The organism is Pseudomonas sp. MWU16-30323, from assembly GCF_020515595.1.
Classification (GTDB): Bacteria; Pseudomonadota; Gammaproteobacteria; order Pseudomonadales; family Pseudomonadaceae; genus Aquipseudomonas; species Aquipseudomonas yamanorum.
The window spans coordinates 269,372-286,546 of the sequence record NZ_JAIWYM010000006.1; the positions used below are offsets into that span (position 1 = coordinate 269,372).

Annotated in this window: 17 protein-coding genes and 2 pseudogenes; 14 read left to right on the plus strand and 5 right to left on the minus strand. The window is 61.9% G+C overall.

All coding sequences use genetic code 11. The annotated features are described in order from the left end of the window. Positions 1-210 precede the first annotated feature (210 nt). Genes LIY45_RS10655 through LIY45_RS10700 form a run of 10 tightly spaced genes read left to right on the plus strand, consistent with a single transcriptional unit; the run spans position 211 to position 10,274 of the window. Positions 211-804: a transposase gene (locus LIY45_RS10655; protein ID WP_226476289.1), complete on the plus strand. Its 594-nt coding sequence runs from the start codon at positions 211-213 to the stop codon at positions 802-804. Between the two features lie 59 nt (positions 805-863). Then, positions 864-2,447, plus strand: coding sequence for a ShlB/FhaC/HecB family hemolysin secretion/activation protein (locus tag LIY45_RS10660; protein WP_226476271.1), 1,584 nt, complete (start codon positions 864-866; stop codon positions 2,445-2,447). Positions 2,448-2,471: 24 nt separating this feature from the next. Next, entirely contained in the window at positions 2,472-4,271 is a 1,800-nt protein-coding gene (locus LIY45_RS10665) for a MotA/TolQ/ExbB proton channel family protein (RefSeq protein WP_226476272.1), read from the plus strand. 11 nt (positions 4,272-4,282) lie between these two features. After that, positions 4,283-4,708 carry a biopolymer transporter ExbD gene (locus tag LIY45_RS10670; RefSeq protein WP_003211540.1) on the plus strand — a complete coding sequence of 142 codons (426 nt, stop codon included), beginning with the start codon at positions 4,283-4,285 and terminating at the stop codon, positions 4,706-4,708. Between the two features lie 3 nt (positions 4,709-4,711). Next, positions 4,712-5,419, plus strand: coding sequence for a TonB family protein (locus LIY45_RS10675; RefSeq protein WP_226476273.1), 708 nt, complete (start codon positions 4,712-4,714; stop codon positions 5,417-5,419). Positions 5,420-5,459: 40 nt separating this feature from the next. Further along, positions 5,460-7,160 carry a putative porin gene (locus LIY45_RS10680; protein ID WP_226476274.1) on the plus strand — a complete coding sequence of 567 codons (1,701 nt, stop codon included), beginning with the start codon at positions 5,460-5,462 and terminating at the stop codon, positions 7,158-7,160. Between the two features lie 17 nt (positions 7,161-7,177). Then, on the plus strand, positions 7,178-7,804 hold the full coding sequence (locus LIY45_RS10685; RefSeq protein ID WP_017475448.1) for a hypothetical protein: 627 nt from the start codon (positions 7,178-7,180) through the stop codon (positions 7,802-7,804). Positions 7,805-7,824: 20 nt separating this feature from the next. Continuing rightward, a complete protein-coding gene (locus LIY45_RS10690) occupies positions 7,825-8,313 on the plus strand; it encodes a YbjN domain-containing protein (RefSeq protein WP_226476275.1) in 489 nt (162 codons plus the stop codon). Continuing rightward, positions 8,310-9,245 (plus strand): peptidylprolyl isomerase, encoded by a 936-nt coding sequence (locus LIY45_RS10695; protein ID WP_226476276.1) that lies wholly within the window; start codon positions 8,310-8,312, stop codon positions 9,243-9,245. The genes LIY45_RS10690 and LIY45_RS10695 overlap by 4 nt, the downstream gene beginning before the upstream one ends. Positions 9,246-9,296: 51 nt before the next feature. Beyond that, entirely contained in the window at positions 9,297-10,274 is a 978-nt protein-coding gene (locus LIY45_RS10700; protein ID WP_226476277.1) for a LysR family transcriptional regulator, read from the plus strand. A 509-nt stretch (positions 10,275-10,783) separates the two neighbouring features. Here LIY45_RS10700 and LIY45_RS10705 read toward each other — a convergent pair. Beyond that, positions 10,784-11,017, minus strand: a pseudogene (locus tag LIY45_RS10705) (putrescine-ornithine antiporter); the annotation flags it as partial. 67 nt (positions 11,018-11,084) lie between these two features. Then, on the minus strand, positions 11,085-11,516 hold the full coding sequence (locus LIY45_RS10710) for a hypothetical protein (RefSeq protein ID WP_226476278.1): 432 nt from the start codon (positions 11,514-11,516) through the stop codon (positions 11,085-11,087). Between the two features lie 161 nt (positions 11,517-11,677). Between LIY45_RS10710 and LIY45_RS10715 the strand changes: the two genes are divergently transcribed. Next, positions 11,678-12,679 (plus strand): ABC transporter substrate-binding protein, encoded by a 1,002-nt coding sequence (locus LIY45_RS10715; RefSeq protein WP_226476279.1) that lies wholly within the window; start codon positions 11,678-11,680, stop codon positions 12,677-12,679. A gap of 160 nt (positions 12,680-12,839) precedes the next feature. Here LIY45_RS10715 and LIY45_RS10720 read toward each other — a convergent pair whose 3' ends face one another. Continuing rightward, a complete protein-coding gene (locus tag LIY45_RS10720; protein ID WP_226476280.1) occupies positions 12,840-13,628 on the minus strand; it encodes a helix-turn-helix transcriptional regulator in 789 nt (262 codons plus the stop codon). Positions 13,629-13,713: 85 nt separating this feature from the next. Here LIY45_RS10720 and LIY45_RS10725 point away from each other — a divergent pair, with 85 nt between their 5' ends. From LIY45_RS10725 to LIY45_RS10735, 3 genes are all read left to right on the plus strand, one after another. Continuing rightward, the gene (locus tag LIY45_RS10725; protein ID WP_226476281.1) at positions 13,714-14,712 is read left to right on the plus strand and encodes a bile acid:sodium symporter family protein; all 999 of its coding nucleotides are present in this window, start codon (positions 13,714-13,716) and stop codon (positions 14,710-14,712) included. An 88-nt stretch (positions 14,713-14,800) separates the two neighbouring features. Further along, a complete protein-coding gene (locus LIY45_RS10730) occupies positions 14,801-15,991 on the plus strand; it encodes a sugar transporter (RefSeq protein WP_226476282.1) in 1,191 nt (396 codons plus the stop codon). A 42-nt stretch (positions 15,992-16,033) separates the two neighbouring features. Further along, positions 16,034-16,600 (plus strand): hypothetical protein, encoded by a 567-nt coding sequence (locus LIY45_RS10735; RefSeq protein WP_017479809.1) that lies wholly within the window; start codon positions 16,034-16,036, stop codon positions 16,598-16,600. Between the two features lie 18 nt (positions 16,601-16,618). Here the strand turns inward: LIY45_RS10735 and LIY45_RS10740 are convergent. Together LIY45_RS10740 and LIY45_RS10745 are read right to left on the minus strand one after the other, a co-directional pair. Further along, positions 16,619-16,744: pseudogene (locus LIY45_RS10740) on the minus strand (outer membrane lipoprotein carrier protein LolA); the annotation flags it as partial. Then, entirely contained in the window at positions 16,741-16,998 is a 258-nt protein-coding gene (locus LIY45_RS10745) for a hypothetical protein (protein ID WP_226476283.1), read from the minus strand. The pseudogene LIY45_RS10740 and the gene LIY45_RS10745, both read right to left, overlap by 4 nt. Positions 16,999-17,175: the final 177 nt, after the last annotated feature.

Here is a 17,175-nt window from a genome sequence, read left to right on the forward strand (position 1 = left end):
CAGAAAAACCGCTGAATCCGAAAAGGACTCTTTACCAAAAGTCATGAGTGGTGGGGCAAGAGCACCACCCCGCCAAAAAAAGAAGCTTTTATGACAAAAGTTCGGTAGCCCCCCGTGCCCCCAGTCTTGGCTATGTAACGCGCTCGACACCGCCAAACAGGCGATGCCAGAAGCGCAAGCAGGATGCCAGGAGTGGGGCGAATGGGAACTATGGAACGTTACTCGAAAGTCGGCATGCAGGAGCTCGACCAGCGCCTGTCAAAGATCGTCGAAGCCGCGCGCAAAAAACCGGTCTCGGTCTACCGCTATGGCGCACCGTGGGTATGGATCGTCTCCCAGGACGACTGGCAAGGCGCCCTCAAGGAAGTCTCCAGCTACATCCCCGCAGGTCATTCATTGGTCCTGCTGCGCCCGCAGATTGACGAAATCCTCGACCAACACCGCGACCTGCTCCAGCCCGAACCCGGCACCCAGATCGCCCCGCAAACCCTCTTGCAGATCCTGCTGCTGCAACTCCTGTACGCGGTCCCCAACGAACAGCAACTGCACGAACAACTCAACTACAACCTGCTGTTCCGCTGGTTCGTCGGCCTCGACCTCAATCAGAAAGTCTGGAGCATCAACCTGCTGCAACGCGACATCGCCACGTTCCTGAATAACCCGCAGGCGGTGCAGTTGATCCAGAAAATCATCGGTGAAGTGTTCTGTGGCGCCTTGCTGCACATGCCGGAGTTCTCCCTGAACTTCGCCCTGCTGCACACCTGGCTCGCACGGCATGGCAACACCTCGATATCCAGCAATTGAACAGGCCAAACGCCGGGAAAACGGCGACGGCAATCATTCTTAGTAGACCAGGGGGCGGTGTGGAGCATCTGTTCAAATCAACGCTGGCGCTGTGCTGGCTGACGCTGGGGGCACTGGCGCAACCGGCGCAGGCCGAAGGTGAGCCTCCGGCACGGCGGGTGGACGTCAACGAGTACTTCGTGCGCGGCAACACCGTGCTCGATGCCCGCGCCATCGAAGAGGCGGTGTACCCGTTCCTCGGCCCGCAAAAGACCCTCGCCGATATCGAAGGCGCCCGGGATGCCTTGCAGAAGATCTATCAGGAACGCGGCTACCAGTCGGTGTTCGTCGAGCTGCCGGAGCAGAAGGTCGATGACGGTATCGTCTACCTGCAAGTCAGCGAAACCAAGGTCGGCCGCGTCCGCGTGGTCGGCGCCAAGCACTATTCGCCGGTGGAAATCCGCGACGAAGTACCAGGCCTGAAGGAGGGCGCAGTCCCGGATTTCACCCGCGTGCAAACCCAACTGGCCGGCCTCAATCGCAGCGCCGGGCGCCAGGTCACGCCGCTGGTCCGCGAAGGTCAGCGCCCCGGCACCATGGACGTCGACCTGCAGGTGGAAGACCAGAACCCCTGGCACGCCAGCCTCGGCCTGAACAACGACTACAGCGCCGACACCAAGGAACTGCGCAGCGTTGCCACCCTGGGTTACGACAACCTCTGGCAACTGGGCCACAGCATTTCCCTGACCTACTTCACAGCGCCCCAGGACAGCGACAACGCCAAGGTCTGGTCGGGCGCCTACACCGCGCCACTGAGTGATCGCTGGAGCCTGCAGTTCTCCGGTTACCAGTCCGACAGCAACATCGCCACCATCGGCGGCAGCAACGTGTTGGGCAAGGGCCATTCCTACGGCGTGGCGGCGATCTACAGCCTGCCGGCCAGCGGCAACTGGGCCAACTCGTTCTCGGCCGGTGTGGACTTCAAGGACTTCAAGGAACAGATGAAGTTTGGCGGCAGCACGGACGATATCCCGCTGAAGTACGCACCCTTGACCTTTGGCTACAACGGCTACCGCTACACCGAACAGTCGCAACTGGGCCTGGGCTTGAACCTGATTGTCGGGACCCGCGCGTTCTTCGGCTACGGCAGTGACGCCAAGGAATTCCAGTACAAGCGTGACAAGGCCAGCCCGAGTTTTGCGGTGCTCAAGGGCGACCTGAATTACACCTACACCTTCGGCAACGACTGGCAATCGGCGTCCAAGGCCGGCTTCCAGTTGGCCTCGGGGCCGCTGGTGTCCAACGAGCAATATTCTGCCGGTGGCGCCACGTCGGTACGCGGTTATCTCGCCGCCGAGCGCACCGGCGATGAAGGCTACCTGCTCTCCCAGGAGCTGCGTACGCCTTCGCTGGCCAAGTTCCTCGGCAGCTACGTGCAGGAGTGGCGCTTCTACGCGTTTGCCGAAGGCGCGCGCCTGCGCCTGCATGACCCGCTGCCCGAGCAGGAAGACGAATACAGCCTGGCCAGTGTCGGCCTGGGCACCCGCGCCAGTTTGAGCAAGTGGTTGTCCGGCAGCCTGGATTGGGGCTACCCGCTGCTCGATGGCCCAAACACCCAGAAACAGGACTCGCGACTGCACTTCAGTGTGCAGGCGACTTTCTGACCCCTTTTTTCGGAGACTCCTGACATGCAACGCCTATTTCTGAGCCTGTTGATCTGCCTGGGCTTCGCGCTCCCGGCCACCGCCCACGCCTGGTGGCAGGACGATTGGCACTACCGTAAACAGATCACGGTGGACACCACCTCCCAGGGTGCGGCCATCAGCCAGGCCCTGGGCCGCACCGCGCTGCTGGTGCGCCTGCACACCGGCAACTTCACCTTTGACGGGGTCAAGGACGACGGCGCCGACCTGCGCTTTGTCGGCGCCGATGACAAGACCGTGTTCAACCACCAGATCGAAAGCTTCGACCCGCTGATGGGCATGGCGCTGATCTGGGTCGATGTGCCCAAGGTCGAAGGCGGCCAGCGCCAGGACCTGTGGATGTACTACGGCAACCAGAAGGCTCCGGCCACTGCCAACGGCCAACTGACTTTCGACCCGAACTACACCGCGCTCTACCACTTTGACGGCGCCAACGGCACGCCGCCCCGGGACACCACGGCCTATGGCAACACTGCCGTGAACGCCACTGGTGCGAGCATCGACGGGGTGATCGGCCGTGCGCTGCAGTTCAGTGGCCAGCCGTTGCTGTTGCCCGCCAGTCCGTCGCTGCAACACGCCGCGGGCGGTGCATTTACCTTCAGTGCCTGGCTGCGCCTGGACCAGGCCGGCGGCGAGCAACTGGTCATGGCCCGTCGCGAGGGCGCTCACAGCCTGTTGCTGGGCTTGAACCAGGGCATGCCGTTTATTGAAATCGACGGCCAGCGCGCCGTCTCGACCCAGCCGCTGAACCCGGGCCAATGGCAGCACCTGGCGTTCACCGCCGAGGGCGACAAGGTCTCGCTGTACGTCAATGGCCGCGAGACTGCGACCCTCGCCGTGGCGATGCCGGCGTTCAATTCGCAACTGGCCATCGGTGCCGATTTGCCGGAAGCCGCCAGCGGCCACCTGCCGTTTACCGGCGCGATGGACGAGCTGCGCCTGTCCAAGGTCGCGCGCCCGGCAGCGCTGTTGCTGGCCGATGCCACCGCCCAGGGCGCCGAGTCGAAACTGGTGACTTATGGCGTGGATGAAGAGCAGTCGGGCTTCGGCTTCGGCAGCCTGGGATTCCTGCTCAAGGCGGTGCCGGTGGACGCCTGGGTGATCATCCTGGTGCTGGTGGGGATGATGTTCCAGTCGTGGTTCATCATGGTTCGCAAGAACCGCCAGGTCAGCCGTGTGAGTGCCGCCAACGATCTCTTCCGCGAGGAATTCGCGCAGATCGGTACGCGCCTGGAGATGTACTACGACGACGCGTTGCTGGCTGAGCGCCTGACCCATTCCTCGCTGTGGCGCCTGTACCGGGTCGCGGTCAAGGAAATCCGCACCCGCCGCGCCCAGGGCGCCGACACCTCATCGGTCTCGGCAGCCACCATCGAAGCCATTCGCTGCTCCATGGACGGCGTGCGCACCCGGGAAAACCAGCTGCTGGGTGCCAAGCTGTCGACCCTGTCCAACGCGATTGCCGGCGGTCCGTATATCGGCCTGCTTGGTACCGTGCTGGGGATCATGGTGGTGTTTCTCGGTACGGCGATGGCCGGTGACGTGAACATCAACGCCATCGCCCCGGGCATGGCCGCCGCCTTGCTGGCCACGGCCATGGGCCTGTTTGTCGCGATCCCGGCGCTGTTTGGCTACAACCGCCTGATTACCCGCAACAAGGAAGTCAGCGCCGACATGCGCGTGTTCGTCGACGAGTTCATCACCCGCCTGGCGGAGATGCACGGCGAGAGCCAGCACAGTGAAGCCGCGCACCGTCGCGACCACCACGCCCACGTTCCGGCCTGAGGAGAATCAGCATGGCTTCCGTGAATGCCTCCCACGACGATGACGACGACGCACCCGTCGACAGCATCAACATCACGCCCCTGGTGGACGTGCTGATGGTGGTGCTGGTGATGTTTATCCTCACCGCCACCGCCCAGGTGTCGGGGATCCAGATCCACCTGCCCAAGGCCAGCGCTTCGGTGTCGCTGTCCGAGGCCAAGACCAAGGCGATCTCGGTGAACGATGGCGGCCAGGTGTTTCTCGACGCTTACCCGGTGACCTTGCCGGAGCTCGAAGAACGCCTGCGCATCGAGAAAGCGTTGAACCCGGACTTCCCGGTGATCGTGCGCGGCGACGCCATGGTGCAGTACCAGAAGGTCATCGAAGTGCTCGACCTGCTGCGTCGCCTGGAGCTGTCCCAGGTCGGGTTGGTCACCGGCAAACCGAGCCAGGGCTGAGCCATGACCGCACAGATGCCGATCACGCCGACGCCGCTGAAGAACACGCCGCCGTTACGCCCGCTGAAGTGGGGCATTGGCCTGCTGCTGGGGGCCGTGGCTGCCTGGTTTCTCTGGCAGTGGGCCAATGACATGAGTGGCGTGCGCCGTGAAGCACCCAAGGTGCCGACGATTATTCCGCTGCCGCCACCGCCACCACCGCCGCCAGAAAAACCCAAGGAACCGGAGCCCGAGGTGCAGGAGAAAGTCCCCGAGCCGGCGCCCACGCCAACCCCCGATGAGGTCAAGCCCGAGGAAGAAGCACCGCCTTCACCGGCGGACGACCTGGCCAACCCGATGCAGATCGACGGCGACGCGCAGTCCGGCAATGACGGTTTCAACATCGGTGCCGGCAAGGGCGGCGGCATGGCCGGTTCTGGCGGTGGCGGCCTGGGGACCGGGACGTTCAAGCAGTACCTGGCCGGGGTGTTCCAGCGCTTGCTGCGGGAAGACCCGGAGTTGCGCAAGAAGGCCTACACGGTGCAGGCCGACCTGTGGCTGAGCGCCGACGGCGAGGTGACCCGCGTGGAGCTGGCCAAGTCCAGCGGCGACACCGAGACCGACGCTCAGGTGCTGGCCGCATTGCGCGCCACACCGCGCTTGAAGGAACGCACACCCGCGTCATTGACCCTGCCGGTACGCCTGTCCCTCAAGGGCCGGCGCCCGGATTGATCGAACCCTTTTTGCAGTTTTCTACAGGAGTTGTGTGCAGATGATTTCCCACGTGAATCGATTGACCCTGGCGGTCGGCATGGTCATCGCGACCCTGGTCGGCCAGGCGACGGCAGCCACGGCCGCGCCTTCGGAAAACGCCACGATCAACCTGATCCGCCTGCTGGTGCAGCAAGGTGTGCTCAAGCAGGAGCAGGCCGACGGGCTGATCGCCCAGGCTGAAAAAGAAGCCCAGCAGGCACGCCAGGCCAGCACCGCCACGGCAGTAGCGGCAGGTCCAACTGCGGCCCCCGGCGACGTGCGGGTGCAGTACGTGCCGGCCGCGGTGCGCGACCAGATTCGTGACCAGGTCAAGGCCGAGGTCATGGCCACCGCCAAGCAGGAAAACTGGGCCCAGCCCAACACCTTTCCGGACTGGGTCTCGCGCATCAGCTTCGACGGCGACATCCGCCTGCGGGATGAGTCGCGCTATTTCTCGGGTAACAACAGCAACGAAATCGTTGATTACGCCAAGCTCAATCAAAACGGGCCCTACGACGTCAACAAGAACACCAACACCCAACTGCCGCCGTTGCTCAACACCCGCGAAGACCGCGAAAACCTGTTCCGCCTGCGGGCCCGCCTGGGCATGAAAGCCGTGATCTCGCCGGAATGGACCGCCGGCATTCGCCTCGGCACCGGCAACGACAACAACCCGGTGTCCACCACCCAAACGTTGGGCGGTGGCTTCGGCAAGAAAGACATCTGGCTCGACCAGGGTTACCTCACCTGGAAAACCACCGACTACATGAGCCTGACCGCCGGGCGTTTTGCCAACCCGTTCTACTCCACCGACATGATGTATTCCGGCGACCTCAACTTCGACGGTGTAGCGGCGATCTTCAACCACAAGCTCAACAGTGACTGGGGCCTGTTCGGCACCCTCGGCGCGTTCCCGGTGGAGTACAGCCCCGACACGGCCACCACCAACGGTTTCGACAAGGACGAGAGTGAAAACAAATGGATGTTCGGTGGGCAGATCGGCGCCGACTGGAAGATCAACCGCAGCAACAGCCTGAAAGGCTCGATGGCCTACTACCATTTCGGTGACATCCAGGGTGAACGCTCCAGCCCTTGCTCGCCGTGGGCCGGCCAGCCGGCGTGCGACACCGACGGCACGCGCCTGGCCTTCATGCAGAAGGGCAACAGCGTGTTCCTGCTGCGGGACATCGCCCCCAACCCGGCGACACCGGGCCTGACCCCGCAACCGCAATTCGTCGGTCTGGCGTCCAAATTCAACGTGCTCGACCTGAACCTGGCGTGGGACAGCGAGCTGCCGGAAGACCTCAAGCTGCGCAGCCAGACCAACTTCATCCACAACCTGGCCTACGACAAAGGCGAGATGCTCAAGCGCAGCGAAGGCCAGATCGTCAACAACCTTAACAGTGACGGCCAGTTTGAAAGCGGCGGCAACGCATTGCTGGTGCAGTTCACCCTCGGCAGTGCGCTGGAGATGCGCAAGAAGGGCGACTGGAACGTGCTGGCCGGCTACAAATACATCCAGCCGGATGCCTTGCCCGACGGTTTCAACGACTCCTCCTTCCACCTCGGCGGCACCAACGCCAAGGGCTATTTCATCGGTGCCAACTACGGCCTCGACAAGAACATCTATGCCAGCGCCCGTTGGCTCAGCGCCTCCGAAGTGTATGGCGCGCCGTTTGAAGTGGATGTCATGCAACTGGAACTCAACACGCGCTTCTGATGCGCCGGAGAAAGCTCATGAACACGCGAATTTGCGGCCTGCTTTTGCTGCTCGTCACCACCGGCGCTTCGGCTGAAGGCATGGAAGAGCGCCTGCGTACCCAACTGCGCAGCACCACCCAGCAGTTGCAGGCACTGCAAAGCGAGCAGGCCCAGGCCAGTGCCGCGCGCATCGCTGCCGAAACCCAGGCCAAGCAGGCCCAGGCGCAGATCAAGCAACTGACCGCCGAGCTGGAAAAGACCCGGGGCGTGGCTGAGCAACTGGTTGGCCAGCAACAGAACCTGCACAGCCAGGCCCAGGCTCAGGTGGCGGCGAGCAATGAACAGGTGGGCAAGTTCAAGAAAGCCTATGAAGATTTGCTGGTGATCGCCCGGGGCAAAGAAACCGAGCGGGCGCGCTTGCAGGCGCAACTCACGGAACGTGACACACAAGTGCAGCAATGTTCAGCCAAGAATCAACAGATGTACGGCGTCGCCCAGCAATTGCTGACGGCCTACGAAAAAATCGACGTGGCCGACGTGATGAGCATCCGCCAACCGTTCGCCAGCAGCACCCGGGTCAAGTTCGAGGAACTCGCCCAGGGTTTTGGTGATGGTCTATACCTTAATCGGTTCGATGCTCCACAGACCGTCACTAATCATTGATCAACAAGGAAGAGACCACTATGAGCGACGTACAACTGATCACCAGCGTGACCCCGCATGCCTTGACCGAGCTGCTGCAGGAAGCCGGCTATCGGGTCAACCACACCGAGCAGAACGGTATCGTGCAATTGCTCAGCGCGAGCCAGGGCATCGGTTTTGCCGTGCGTTTCGGCAACCGGGCGACAGAGCAGGGCAGCTACGTGGACTTCACCTACAGCTGCGCGCTGCGGGTGCAGGGCGAGTTGCCCGAGGGGTTGGCCCAGGTCTGGAACGCTTCCCGGCGCTTTGCGCGGTTGTCGTTGCAGGGTGAGTTCCTGCTGATGGAGATGGACGTGTTGGCCGCCGGCGTGGGCGCCCCGTACCTGCGCAACCAGCTGGAATTGTGGGACCGCCTGCTGCAGGAGTTCATCGTCTACCTGCGTGAATACAGCCAGCAGGCCGCCCAGCTTCAGGCCCAGGCCGACGCCGCGCCTGCTGTCGATGCCCGTGAAGAGGCGCCTGCCCTGTGAAGAAACCAACCCTGGTGGTCGGCGCCGGTGCCCTGGTGGTGCTGGCGGTCGCGGTGGGGTTGGGCCTGCGACCGGGCAGTGACCCGGTCGCAGCCCAGCAGCCGGCGCCGGTGGCCGTGAAGGACGGGCCGGCGGTGGCGCGCCTGGGCAACCAGCAGATCGACCTCACCGAGCTCAAGTCGGTGCTGGCTGCCTTGCCGGTTGAAACCCGCGAGCAACTGCGTGGCAACCGTGGCGCCCTGGAAACCTGGCTGCGTTCACGCCTGGCGCAAAAGGCCGTGCTTGAACAGGCCGATGCCCAGGGCTGGCGCCAGCGCCCGGAAGTGGAGCAGCAAACCCGCGCCGCCGCCGAGCAGATCGTGTTTCGCGACTACATGTTGTCGGTCAGCCAGGTGCCGGCGGATTACCCCAGCGCCGCTGAATTGCAGCAAGCCTATGACAGCGGCAAGGCGCAATGGGTGACGCCGCCGTTGTACCAGGTCAGCCAGATTTTCCTGGCCGTGACCGACCCGCAAGCCGTCGACACGGTACGCCGTCAAGCGCAGGAATTGAGCCGCAAGGCGCAGGCCTCGCCAGGGGAGTTTGCCGCGTTGGCCAGCCAATATTCCCAGGACCCCGACAGCGCCCGGCGCGGTGGCGATTCCGGGATGCAGCCATTGCAGCAACTGGTGCCCGAAATGCGCAGTGTGGTGGCGCGGCTCAAGACGGGCGCGGTGTCCGAGCCGGTACAAAGTGCCGCGGGTTTTCACGTGCTCAAGCTCACCGGGCAACAACCGGCGCGCACCGCCACGCTGGATGAACTGCGGGGCCGCCTGACCGAGGCCCTGCGTGCGCAACGCCAGGAGCAAATCGCCAAGGCCTACCTGGAAGGCATGCTCAATACCGCCACCTTGAGTATCGACGGCGCCGAGCTGAACAAGGTGCTGGAGTAAATACGTCTCACCGCATTGGATGCACAGTACCCACAAGACAGGGAGTCTCCCATGGTATTTCTTGACCCGGCTGTACCCCACGGCACCACGCCCTATCGCGGGCTGACAGAGTCCCGCGAGGCCTGGCTGGCCGTGGCGGCCACCATCGAACCCGAAGTGGCGCAATATTTCCTGATCAGCGCGCGCTGTGGGTGTTTCATGCAGGCGGCTCGCAGCCTCAATATCAAGGCCACGCAATTGCGCAAGCGCCTGGCGCAACTGGAAGAGCAGCTGCGGCGTTCGCTGTTCAGCTATCAGGGCAATGTCCTGGCCCTGAGTCGTGAAGGTCAGCAGCTGCAGGCGCAACTGATTGCCCTGTCCCATGAGCGACGCTTGCCGGTGCTGGAGCAACCGTTGATTCGGTTGGCGGTTGCCGAGTCGATCCTGCATGACATTCTGGGACGCGACCTGATTGCGCTGCTGCGGCGCAATGCGAGTGTGCGGTTGGAGATTATTTCCATCGACAGCGAGCTGGGGTTGCAGGCGCTGGATGCGGATGTGGTGGTGTGGTTGTCGGGGATGGATTCGCCGGGGGCCGGGCCGAGCTTTGCCATTGACGCGCCTGAGGTGTTGGCGCGGCTGGATTATTCGCCACATATTGCCAAGCGGTATTCGCGGTTGGCGGTGCGGCCGGACAACATTGAAGGCCTGGCGGATTACATGCTGGTGCAGTGGCAGCCGGACCGGCAGGTGGAGGCGTTGCGGCCGTGGAACAGTCTGGTGGAGCAACGGTTGGCGGGGGTGGTGCAGGTGCAGGCGTATCCGTTGATGCTGGAGATGATTCGGTGCAGTGCGTGTATTGGGTTGTTGCCGCGGTATATGAGTTGTTTTGATCGTGGGTTGACGGCGTTGGATGGGGTGTTTCTGGAGGGGATGCAGCGGCAGGTTTGGATGGGGGTGAGTGCTGAGGTGCGGCATCCGCAGGAGGTGGGGTGGGTGGTGGAGATGATTCGGAATACGTTTCTTGAGCGGGGGGAGTGGTTTGATTGATTGAGTACATATCCATTGCTGCGGTAACGGCGGCTTATGGTTCCGCTCTTACAGCGGGTCACTTTTGAAAGGAGCCCAAAAGTAACCAAAAGGCTCTTGCCCCACCACTCGGTGCCTCGCTTAGGCTCGGCATGCCCGCACTCCGGCCCGGTTCCGCGGGCCGCTGCGACGGGCCATCCATGGCCCGGCGCGGCTAAATCGGCATCCTTGCCGATTTACCCGCTCCACCGTGCCTGCTTGCGGCCATCGTGGTTTAACGGGGCGCCTAAGATCAAAAACAAGATCAAGAACACAGCGGCCTACAGGCCGGCTTGAGTGTTAAAAGCAAAGGCAAGATCCAGAGCGAAAGCCAAATCTGAAGCGGATGCAGCTGTGCTTTTCTGTGGGAGCTGGCTTGCCTGCGATGCAGACACCTCGGTGCATCAGGTACACCCAGTTGATGCTATCGCAGGCAAGCCAGCTCCCACATTTGACCGTGCCCGCTTTAGATTTTGATTTGGCTCTTAAACACTCTCTTCGGTGTAGGCCGACATGCCGCCGGTGCGGGTACAGAACAGGCCGCACTGGGCAAAGCAGTACGCGATCGCCATCGAGCCCACGGCGGTGATCAGCCACGACAGCAGCGAGATCCCGCCCAACTGCGCCATGCTGGCGGGCAGCATGATGATGCCCGAGCCCATCATGTTGATCGCCACCAGGGTGGTCAGGCCCATCAGGCTCATCTTCTTGCTTGGCTCGGCCATCGGCAACTCCTTGCGCTGAGAGGGCAGCCTTGTCAGTGAAGCAGCTTGTTGCCGGTTTGGGCGATTATCAGCCCGCTGCCTGCGGCTGCATCCGCCATTCACCTTCCACATCCTTGACCAGCCCACTGGCCAGGAACAGCGGCGCCACGCGTTTGTGCAGTTGCGGCTCGACAAACTCTTTTACCGTGTCCAGGGCCAGCGCGCCACTCAGCGGCAGCTCGGCCTTGGTATAGGACAACCAGGCCTTTTTCAGCATCAGCAGCACGTCGCTGCCGGCGGTGGAGGCGAAGCGGCGGTGGGTTTTTTTGCCGTCGAAATCGAAGGTGTGCTGGAACTCGTAACCCGCCTCGTTACCTTCGCTGGCAACGCAGCGGATGCAGGTGCAGGGGCCATCGCCGAAGGCGCTGCGCAGGTAGTTGTTGAAGTCCACCACGGGCTTGAGTGACAGGCGCTTGTCCACTTCGAACAGGTCGCCGGTCATTTTTTCGTCAGAGTTCAAGGTCGATTTCCTCGCAGCGGTTTTTTCAAGGGCGGCACCATACCAGCCGAAAGCCTCGGCGGGCAGTGTTTTTCGTATATCCATAGATCCCGATATTCTTTTTCGCCCCGTACCTGGGTCGCTACGCTCGCAACCCTTCTCAACATCGCGGCAGCGTTCTCATGATAATAAAACGACCCACCCTGACGCTCCTGGCAGCAGCCAGTGCGCTCCTCAGCCTTGGTGCCCACGCCGAAGGCAAAATCAGCATCGCCCAGCAGTTCGGCATTGGCTACTTGATCCTCGACGTGGTGCGCGACCAGAACCTGATCGAGAAACACGGCAAGGAACAGGGCCTGGACATCAAGGTGGAGTGGAACAGCATTTCCGGCGCCACCGCGATGAACGAGTCGTTGCTGGCCGGCGCGCTGGACGTGGTCTCGGCGGGTGTACCGCCGATGCTGACGCTGTGGGACCGCACCAAGGGCAAGCAGAACGTCAAGGCCATCGCCTCGCTGGGGTCGATGCCCAACTACCTGCTGACCAACAACCCGGACGTGAAGACCCTCAAGGACTTCAGCGAAAAAGACCGCATCGCCGTGCCGGCAGCGGGCGTGGGCTTCCAGTCGCGCACCTTGCAGATTGAAACCGCCAAGCAATTCGGTGATGCCAACTACAAGAAGTTCGATGACATCTCCATCAGCCTGGCGCATCCGGATGCCACCGCGGCGTTGATTGCCGGCGGCTCAGAGATCAACGCGCACTTTTCCAGCCCGCCGTTCCAGTACCAGGAATTGTTGAATCCCAAGGTGCACAAGGTGCTGAGTTCCTACGACATCCTCGGCGGCCCGGCCACGTTCAACGTGCTGTACACCACCGAGAAATTCCACGACGAAAACCCCAAGACCTACAAGGCGTTCTACGACGCGTTGGCCGAAGCGGAGAAGATTATCAAGGCTGACAAACCGGCAGCGGCCCAGGCCTATATCCGTGTCGAACAGTCGAAGCTGCCGCTGGCGCTGGTGGAGAAGATTGTCCAGGATCCGGAAATCGACTTCACCGTCGTGCCGCAGCGTACCTATGTCTATGCGGAGAAATTGCAGGCGTTGGGGGTGCTGAAGAACAAGGCGGGGAGTTGGAAGGATTACTTCTTTGAAGAGGCGCATGGCGGTGACGGGAGCTGACTCTATTCTGAATTGAAACGCACACAAAAATGTGGGAGCGGGCTTGCTCGCGAATGCGGTAGGTCAGCCAGCACATGTCTCGACTGACCCACCGCATTCGCGAGCAAGCCCGCTCCCACACGGGACCCCGTTCTCATTTTGGGTCTTTGTTGTCTGATGATCAGCGGAAGAACTCGCCGGGTGTGGCATCAAACTGCTGGCGGAAGGCGTTGATAAAAGCCGAGGTGGACTCGTAACCACAGGCCAATGCCACATCCGTCACCCGTTCACCTTGCTCCAGCGCGGGCAGGGCACTCAACAGTCGCAGGCGCTGGCGCCACGCGCGGAAGGTCAGGCCGGTGTCGCTCAGGAACAGCCGGCTGAGGGTTTTCTCGCTGACCGCCAGTTTCTGGCTCCATTGCCCCAGGGTGGTCTGCTGCTCGGGGTGCAGGTTCAGGCTGCGGTAAATCTGGCGCAAGCGGCTGTCAACGGGCAGCGGCAACATCAGGTCGACCTGGGGGGCGGCGGCCAACTGGTCCAGCACCACCTGGGCCAGCCGCCCATCCGGGCCGTCCTCGGCATATTCCACCGGCAATTCACTGAAGCTGCGAATCAACTCCCGCAACAGGCTGCTCACCGCCAGCACCTGGCAGCGATCGGCCGCCCAGGCGGTGACGCTGCAATCCAGGTACAGGCTACGCATCTCGGTATGGGGCGAACTGAACACCCGGTGTGGCATGCCGGCCGGGATCCACACGGCTCGCTGGGGTGGCGCGACGAAGCGTCCTACGCTGGTCTGGATCTCCAGCACCCCGGATATCGCGTAGGACAACTGCACCCACGGGTGGCTGTGGCGGCGGGTCAGTGCGCGGTTGGGCAGGGATTCGGTGCGGCCATACACCGGCCTCGGCAGGCTGGAAAGCCCGGGCACGCTGCGGCGCACGGTTTTGTCATGTCCTTTAGGCGGCATTTACTGGCTCATTGGCGTTAGTCGGTAACAAGCCGTTACGTTAGAGTCGCGAAGATGCTCTTGGCAACCCCTGGAAGATTGGCCTATGACCCGCCCACGCTTTTTACCTGACAACTTCACCCTGACCCTGGTGGCCACGGTGATCCTCGCGTCCCTGCTGCCCGCCAGCGGCCAGACCGCCGTGGCCTTCGGCTGGGTGACCAACCTGGCCATCGCGCTGCTGTTTTTCCTGCACGGCGCCAAGCTGTCGCGCCAGGCCATTGTTGCCGGCGCGGGTCATTGGCGCCTGCACCTGCTGGTGTTCAGCCTGACCTTCGTGCTGTTTCCGTTGCTGGGCCTGGCGCTCAAGCCGGTGTTGTCGCCGCTGATCGGCAAAGACCTGTACATGGGCATGCTCTATCTGTGTGCATTGCCCGCCACTGTGCAGTCAGCGATTGCCTTTACCTCCCTGGCCCGGGGCAATATCCCGGCGGCGATTTGCAGCGCGGCGGCGTCGAGCCTGTTTGGCATCTTCCTGACGCCGTTGCTGGTGACCTTGCTGCTCAATGTGCATGGCGATGGCGGTTCCACCGTCGATGCAATCTTGAAAATCAGTGTGCAACTGCTACTACCGTTCATCGCCGGGCAAATCGCCCGTCGCTGGATCGGCGAGTGGGTGGGGCGTAACAAGTCCTGGCTGAAGTTCGTCGACCAGGGCTCGATTTTGCTGGTGGTCTACGGCGCGTTCAGCGAAGCGGTCAATGAAGGCATCTGGCACAAGATTCCGTTGTGGGAGCTGGGTGGCCTGGTGGTGGCGTGCTGTGTGTTGCTGGGGCTGGTGCTGGTGGCGTCCACCGTACTGAGCAAGGCTTTTGGTTTCAGCCAGGAAGACCGGATCACCATCCTGTTCTGCGGCTCGAAGAAAAGCCTGGCCACGGGTGTGCCAATGGCCCAGGTGCTGTTCGCCGGGGCAAGTATGGGCGTGTTGATTTTGCCGCTGATGCTGTTTCACCAGATCCAGTTGATGGTCTGTGCGGCGCTGGCCCAGCGCTATGCCAAGCGTCCGGAATCGATTCCGGAGCTGATGGGGCAAGTCGATCCCTGAACCGTCGTGTTACTATTTTTTGCGCGCGGCTCAAGGCCCGGCATCGGGCCGGCTTGATCTGCGCGCAAACGAGTACGACGACCTGTCAATGAGCATTTGCGCCGCAACACCTCAAGCCAACTGGCAACCGGTCTTCGCTCTCGCGTTGGCCGCTTTCGTTTTCAATACCACCGAATTTGTGCCGGTCGGCCTGCTGAGTGCCATCGGCGCGAGCTTCGACATGCCCATCGCCAGCGTCGGCCTGATGCTGACCATCTATGCCTGGATCGTGTCCCTGACCTCGCTGCCGGTGATGCTGCTGACCCGTAACGTCGAGCGGCGCAAGCTATTGATCGTGCTGTTCGGCATGTTTATCGCCAGCCATATCCTGTCCAGCGTGGCCACCAGCTTTGGCATCCTGATGCTCAGCCGGGTCGGCATTGCCCTGTCCCATGCGTTGTTCTGGTCGATTACCGCCTCCCTCGCGGTGCGCCTGGCACCGGAGGGCAAGCAGGTGCAGGCCCTTGGGTTGCTGGCTACCGGCACCTCCCTGGCGATGGTTCTGGGTATTCCGTTGGGCCGCCTGCTGGGCGAAGCCATGGGCTGGCGCACCACCTTCCTGGTGATCGGCGCGTTTGCCGCCGGGCTGGTGTTCTGGCTGGCGCGCACCTTGCCGCTGCTGCCGAGCCAGAACTCCGGCTCGTTGCGCAGCCTGCCGCTGCTGTTCAAGCGCCCGGCGCTGGTGGCGCTGTACGTGCTGACGGCGATGGTGGTGACGGCGCAGTTCACGGCCTACAGCTATGTTGAGCCGTTCGTTGAGGGCGTTGCCGGCATGAGCGGCAACACCGTGACCCTGATCCTGCTGGTGTTCGGCGGCGCGGGCATCATCGGTTCGCTGCTGTTCAGCCTGGTGCATCGCTTTAATCCCCATCGTTTCCTGATCAGCGCGGTGACCATCCTCGCGCTGTGCCTGGCGTTGTTGTTGCCGTTGAGTGGCGAGGTGTCGTACCTGGTGACCCTGAGTGTGTTCTGGGGCATGGCCATCATGGGCTTTGGCCTGGCGCTGCAATCGAAGGTACTGGTGCTGGCGCCGGATGCGACGGATGTGGCGATGGCGATGTTTTCCGGGATCTACAACATCGGTATCGGCGGCGGGGCGTTGATGGGCAGTTGGGTGGGCAGCCACTTTGGGTTTGCCTGGATTGGTGCGGCGGGCGGGTTGCTGGCGGCAGTGGCGTTGATTGGCTATTGCCTGGCGATTTATCGGTTTGGGCAGGGTGTGGCTCGCGGCCCTCTGTAGGCGCGACATTCTTAATGCAGTGGTTTTTTCTAGGGATTTAATATGAAAGCAGGGTTGCTGATCGCTGTTTTATTGATGCTGGGTGGTTGCGTCACCAATCAGTTGCACTTCGCTTCTTATACCTCTGACGCGGAGTTGGCCAGCATTAAGAACAGTGCTGTTCAGTCGGATATTGTCGGGGTTTCAGGCTACGAGCGTTGTGGGCCCTGCACTGAGCGAAGCAAGATTGTATGGCATGCCGCGAACCACGAAATCGTCAGCCTCTACGAGGGGATGGCCAATGTTCCTGTCGATGATTGGGTTGGCTTTACCAAGCGGGCTATAGGGTCTGATTCGGCATCGTCCATTAAAACCCGGGTCGAGATTGATCGGGTTTTCGTAAAAACCTGGAGTGATCCCGAATACTATGCAACTGATGTAGAACTTTCGGTCTATATCGGCGGTGTCAAATATGCCGGGCATTCACGAATCAAGATAAAAGGCGCAGGCCAGACGCTTATTCAGCGGGATAAAGTGGCTTTCAATTCAGCTACCCTCGATGCCGTCAGTGTGGGATTGAAGGCAGCTTATCTGGATGCATTTGCAAAGTTTAAAATCGCAACTCACTGATTGGCGCCGCTTACTGCCTACTGTAGGAGCGAGCTTGCTCGCGAAGAACTTGAGTGCGCCGCTGGGTGTCAGACTACCCGCGTCATCGTTCACCACCATCGCGAGCAAGCTTGCTCCTACAGAAGCAGGGTGTGCTTTGTTCAGGCGTCGCTAGGTTGGATCCGGCGGCCTATTACGTCCATCAGGTCACAGCCATCGCGTAGAGGAATGGCGAGCAGGCGTGCAAAGTCGTGAAGCACGACGGCGTCACTGCTGATTTCTTCGCGGAAGGCGATATTTTCCAGCAGTTGGGTCACGGCGTTGATGCGGTAAGCGGCAGCCTGGTGGAGTACGTCGAGCGGCGCTTGGGTGTCGATGAGCAGGGAAGGGATGTCGCAATCGTTGCCTGTAAGGGGCATGTATCGATTCATGGTAAAGCCTCGGTCTAATTAATTGAGGCTGTCACCTATCGTCGCCAAACGAATGGGTGACAGCTGTACGCAGGTTGGCGAACCGGGACCGAGTTCCGGCAGACCCGAAGGTCTCCCGCGCACAGCTGCCATAAAGCAGCTTTGCGGGTGCGAAAGTGCCTGCAA